This is a genomic window from Streptomyces sp. NPDC057654 (assembly GCF_042800135.1).
Classification (GTDB): Bacteria; Actinomycetota; Actinomycetes; order Streptomycetales; family Streptomycetaceae; genus Streptomyces.
Genome location: NZ_JBHVHQ010000550.1, coordinates 1 through 5,814, shown reverse-complemented (window position 1 = coordinate 5,814; position 5,814 = coordinate 1). Strand labels below are relative to the sequence as shown.

Below are 5,814 nucleotides of genomic sequence, written 5' to 3'. Positions count from 1 at the left end.
CACGGCACCTCTGCCGTGCGGCGCCAGGCCCGTTGTGCGAGTCGGTACCCACCGCCGATGCGCTTCACCGGTGGGCTTCACGGGTTGTGAACGCCACCGGGGCAAGTTGAGGAGATCGGGCAGAAGCAGCCCTGGTGTGGCCCACAATGCCTGCATGGAATGGGAGTTGGGCTCGCACAACGTCATGCAGGGCACGGCCGATTATGTGATCCAGATCGGTCAGGTGCGCGGCGACGTCAACCTCCACCTGCCACCGGCCGCGGACCCCGTCGAGCGGGCCGTGCAGGCACTGGCGCGCAGCGTCCGGGCGCAGTGGGCGGCGGAGATGACGGCCCGTGACGTGGCGGCGGGCGATCCCCTCCCGGTGCGGTGGCAGGCCGACTGGCCGGCGCTGAGGGAGGCCGGTACCGACGTAGGCGCGGGCGGGGACCGACTGGCGATGGTGGCGGACGCGTTCCTCGCGCTCCGCCCGCGCCACCTCGTGGTGCTCGGCGGGCCGGGGGCGGGCAAGTCGACGCTCGCGGCGATGCTCGCCCTGGAGTTCGCGGAGCGGTGCCTGACGCCGCGAGGCGCGGAAACGGGCGGCGGCGCCCCGGTTGCGGTCCGACCCGTGTCCACGGTCGCCCCGGTCGTCCTGACCTTGGAGTCGTGGGACCCGCACAGCGAGCATTTCCGCGAATGGCTGGCACGGCGCGTCACCGAGGAGTACCCCGGCCTGCCGCGCGTGGACGGCAGGCGCCCCGCCGTACGGCTGATCCAGGACCGGCGGGTTCTGCCGGTACTCGACGGGCTCGACGAGCTTCCCGAACACCGGCAGGCCCTGGTCCTCCAGGAGCTCGACCGGGCCCTGGGGGAGCGGGACTTGCTCATCCTCGCCTCGCGCGGCGAGGAGTACCGCAGGCAACGGGCCGCGGGGCGGCACATCGCGCGGGCCGCCGTGATCGAGGCGCAGCCGGTCGGCTTGCCGGAGGCCACCGCGTATCTGCTGCGGTCCGCCGACCCGTCCGTTCGCAGGCGCTGGAAGCTGCTGTTCGACGCGGTGGACCGCGAGCCGGAGGGGGCGGCGGGGCCGGTCGCGCAGGCGCTGTCGAGTCCGCTGATGATCTGGCTGGCCCGCCGCGGCTACCGGATGCCGCCCGCCGACCCGCTGGAACTGACGCACCCGCGTTTCTCCTCGCGTGAGGCGGTCGAGGAGCGTCTGCTGGAGGTGATCTTTCCGGCGGTCTTCACGGAGCATCCGCACGACCCGGACCGGCTGCACGCTCCGGGACAGTGGAGTCCGGTCCGCGCCCGGCACTGGCTCGCGTACCTCGCCCGGCATCTCGACCGCGGCCGGACGGCCGAGCTGGCCTGGTGGCGGCTGCACCGCACGGCGCTGGTACGGACGCTCGCCATCCCGACCCTGCTCGCGGCGTGCTTCGCGCTGTCCTGGCTGGCCACCGCCGCCGACGGCTTCCGGCCGACACGCGCGTACGAGACGGGGCTGGGCAACGAACTCGCCCTGGCCGGAGGCCTGCTGCACGGATCGGTGGTGTGGCTGGCCGTCGAGATGTGGTTCGGCTACCGGCGGGGCGAGCCGCGCAGACGCGCCAACCCCTTCCGTATCGGCGCGGCCCTGCGCTCCGCCGGGCGGGGCGCGTCCTTCGGGCGGTCCGCCAAGGCCGCGGCGGTCGTCGTCCTTCCGACCGTGGGGTTCGGCTTGATCTTCATGGACGCCTCGGACGCCCGCCCGTATCTGGTGATGATCGCGTGCAGCACGCTGCTGGCCCCGGTGTTCATGGTGGCGATCGCCGCGCCCACCGACGCCGAGGAGGCGAGCACACCGGACGAACTGCTGCTGAGCGAGCGCAAGGCCGTACTGCTGTCCGTCTGCACGGTCGCCGTGCTGATCGGGGCCGGGCAGGGCGTCGTGCTGGGCTGGTACGGGCCGTACGACAAGGTGCTGGAACCGGGCATCGCCGGATGGGTCGGGGCCTCGGCGATGATGCTGCTGATGAGCCCGTGGAGCCGCTGGCTGCTGGCCAAGGGGTGGCTGGCGACAGCCGGGCGGGTGCCGTGGTCGCTGATGGAGTTCCTGCGCGACGCCCACCACGGCGGCTTGCTCCAGCGCAGCGGCGGCGTCTACCGATTCCGGCACCTCCGGCTCCAGGAACACCTGGCGGTCGGGGGACTTCGCGCGCCCGCGGCCCCTTCGATTCCGGCCCCGTCGCCCGGAATGAGCGCTGCGCCACAGCCGCCCGTCGAACGGACCCCCGTTCCCGCGCCCGTTCCCGCGCCCCCGCGCAGCTTCCGTGACGAGATCGCCGAGGCCGAGCTGAAGCCGTTGGCGGAACGCCGGGGCTGGACCGTCCACGAGGACGACGAGCACGGCTTCCGGGTCAGCAGCAGACAGCGCCGGATCGCCCTCACCCATTGGCCGCTGATCACCCTCTTCATGCTCCTGGTGGTCATCCGCCAGGCCGTGCAGGGCGAATGGCGGGGAGTGCTCGTCGTCCTGCTCTTCTGGCCCTTGTACGGCGTGCTGGTCACGCTGCTGGGTCTGCTGCGGCCGCAGCGGCACGAGCTGGCCCTGACGCGCGAGCACCTCGCCTTCCGGATGGGCCGCCGCCGCGACCAGCTGGCCTGGGCGGCGGTGCAGGCGGTGGCCGTACGCAAGTGCGTCCAGCGGAAGCGGGACACCAAGGTCTACGCCGTCCACGTGCGCCTCCGGCCCGGCGCGCGCGTGCCCGTACCGTACTTCCGCGGCAGCGACGGCTGGTACACCGTCCTCCTGCTCTCCGTCGTGCCGTCGGTTCCCGCGGACCTCGCAGCCGCCTTGTCCCGCTTCGCGGGCCCTCTCTGGCATCCGCCCGCCGGGCCCGTCGCGCGGAACGAGGTACGTAGCGGCGTACGCGACGAGGTGCGCAACGAGGTCTCGGGACAGGCGCGGACGGGCGGCGTCATCCAGGCCGGAACCGTTCACGGCGACATCACCGTCGGACCCGAAGCCGATCCGCCCCGGGAGAGGCATTAGGCGCGTATCTCCGAGGCGGCTGCGTGCCAGGTGGCGACCGGTCGGACGGCTGTCTGTCAGTGGGCTGTGTGATGATTTCTCGGAGTCGGACGGTCCTGGGGAGGGCCGGGTCATGAAGAGGGGCGGGGTCGCGGCGTGGGCAAGGACAGGTCCATTTCGGACAAGGAGTGGGAGCGCTTCCTCCGGGAGTCGGAGGCCGGGGTTCCGGGTGCGCCCGAGGAACCGTCGGCACGGGCCCGGAGCGCCGCGAGGCCGCCGCGGGGCGAGTCCGGCAGGCCGCCGGGGTGGCGGACGTACGAGCCGCCCCGGAAGCGTCGGGGCAAGGGCTGGTACATGGCCGGGCTGCTCGCCGCGGGTGTGCTGCTCGTGGTGGCCCTGATTCCGGGCAAACTGATGGGGTGGTTCGGGGGCGACGACGGGACGCCGCTGGCCGCGGAGTCCGAGCAGCCGGACGGGCCGCCGGCGGCCGTGGCGGCCCAACGCCCCACGCTGAAAGAGCCGTTCAGGGGGTCGCCGGCCGCGCGGTGGGGCGACGGCGCGGCGGGGATCACTGTGCCGGACGCGCGGGCGATCGGCTGGATGGACCGCGACGAGGTCGCGAAGGCGCTGGACCGGTCGCGGGACTTTCTCGTCGCCTCCAGTCTCGATCCCGGCGTGCTGCGCGGTGAACGGCCCGAAAAGGCGATCGAGTTGATCAACCCTCGTCAGGACGACGTCCAGCATGACCTGCTGACCGCGTTCGACAAGCCCAGTCGGAAGAACGACCCGCTGATGCTGTTCAGCCGCTTCGACACGTCGAAGGCGCGGCTGGTGGGGGACGTGGTCAAGACGCGGGGGCGGATCACGTTCCATGAGGGCAAGCGCGGCGCGCTCGAAGTGACGGCCGATGTCACGTACGTCTATCCCGTCACCCGCGCCGGTGCGGGCGGCGGCGAGGACATCGTACGTACCATCGTGCGCCGGGAAACGGTGATGAGCTGGGACGACCCGGCGAAGGTGCACACTGAACCGGGCACGTTCTCCCTCCTCTCCTACCGGTCCGACACCACCAACGGCGGCTGTGACACCTACACCGGCTACTTCAACCCGGCGTTCGGCGGCGGGCGGACCGCCGTGGGCGGCTCCGAGGTGGATCCGTACGACCGGAGCACGTCGATGACCGCCCGGATGAAGGAGGCCGACGGGGAGGGCTGCGGGGCCGCCACGCGGTCGTGACGGCCCCGGCTCCGCTTGACGGCGGGTGTCGCGCGACGGGAGCCGGACACCGCGGTCCAGCTGAACCGGGAACCGATGCGCGACTTGCTCCGGGTATCGGGCGGCGTCGCTGTCGGTGTGGTGGCCACGGGGCGCTCCTCGTGCTCGATCAGTTCCTCGATGACGCGACGCCGGAATTCGGGGGAGAAGTACGTGCCCACGCTCAGCAGCCGCGTGGCCTCGTTGTGCGCGGCCTCCCCCTGTCCGGGCGCCGCCGTGTCGCCGGGGTTCTTCGGACCGTTCCTGATCATGGCGTGGCCGTCGTGGGCGTGCTGTCGGGCGCTTCCGGTTCCATGCGCTCGGACGTCGCTTCACGGTCCGGCAGGGAAACGGTGCAGACGATGTAGCGGAAGCCTTGATTCCACCGGCTGGGCGAGTCGAGGTTCCCCCAGATCTGCCGGTCGGAGCCCGTGGCCCACTGCGACGTGAAGCGGTTGCCGCACAGCTCCCCCATCGTCTTGACGGCCTTGTCGTACGACATGCCGGACGGCGCCTGTACGAACCCCACGACCTGATCGGTGTGGGACCGCTCGCAGGAGGCCAGGCGGAAGTCGAAGGCGTCCTTGACCTGCTTGCTGTTCCAGCAGTCCCCGATCGCCGCCTGAGCCGGATTCAGCTGGGAGCCGTCGTCGCGGAAGGGGCCGACCTCGCCGCCGAACGAGCCGTGCTTGGCGGCCGCCAGGCACGCCGCGGAGCCATCGGTCCGCGCGAAGCCTTCGTCGGTCGGTACGAGCGCGTAGCTTCCGGCGTCGGGTAGTTCCCCCACCAGGTCCTTCATCTGCTTGGCGCAGTCCTGCGACGCGTTCCGGCGGGCGTCCTCGGCGCTCGGATAGTACATCGTGGCGATCACCTGGGCATTGGTGTTGCTCCCCGTCGCGCAGTCCGCCGGCCCCAGGTTGGGCACCGACGTCAGAGGCTCCTCGGGCCAGACCGCGTTGACGCAGTCACCGGTTACGAGCGCCTTGCTCAGACCTGCCTGCTGTCCGTACGGGAAGGCCGACCCCGAGCCTTGGCTCCGGGAAGGGGTGGGGGAGGCGGAGGCCGAGGTGGTGGGCGGCTTGTGCGCCGAGCGGTCGTCCCCGCCGTCGTCGGTGATGAGGACCAGCGCCGCGGCGACGCCGCCCAGCACGATCACCGCCGCGGCCGCGATGATCGCTGTAAGCCATCGGACGCGTCGTTTCTTGGACCCCGAGCCCCCGTCCGGCTGCGGCCCCGCCGCGTCGCCCGGCGGTGGAGGGGCTACCGGGCCACCTGTCCCCGTGTCCTCGGGCCTCGCGACGCTTCGCGTCAACTCGGCTCGTACTCCTTCCAGTTCGAGCCGGGCGGTCTCCGCCGACGCGCGCCGGGCCGGGTCCTTCTCCAGCAGCTGGAGGATCAGCGCGGCGAGCGCCCCCGCCCGTTCCGGCCGCTCGGGGGCCGTCTCGCGCAGCGCCGTCTCGACGGCGTGCTCGTCGGCCGCGGCGAACGGGCTCCTGCCCGCCCCCGCGGCGTTCAGGGCCGCCCCCAGCGAGAACAGGTCGCCCGCGGGGGACGGCGCACGGGGGTGC

The 5,814-nt window shown here is 72.4% G+C and carries 3 protein-coding genes; 2 read left to right on the top strand and 1 reads right to left on the bottom strand.

Annotated features, from left to right (window positions below; genetic code table 11):
* Positions 1–154: 154 nt before the first annotated feature.
* Both ACFU99_RS30350 and ACFU99_RS30345 read left to right on the top strand, forming a co-directional pair.
* A complete protein-coding gene (locus ACFU99_RS30350) occupies positions 155–3,013 on the top strand; it encodes a hypothetical protein (protein ID WP_384398091.1) in 2,859 nt (952 codons plus the stop codon).
* A 135-nt stretch (positions 3,014–3,148) separates the two neighbouring features.
* On the top strand, positions 3,149–4,228 hold the full coding sequence (locus tag ACFU99_RS30345; protein WP_384398089.1) for a hypothetical protein: 1,080 nt from the start codon (positions 3,149–3,151) through the stop codon (positions 4,226–4,228).
* 286 nt (positions 4,229–4,514) lie between these two features.
* Here the strand turns inward: ACFU99_RS30345 and ACFU99_RS30340 are convergent.
* Positions 4,515–5,814 (bottom strand): septum formation family protein (locus ACFU99_RS30340; protein WP_384398087.1); only part of this gene is annotated, 1,300 nt, incomplete at its 5' end.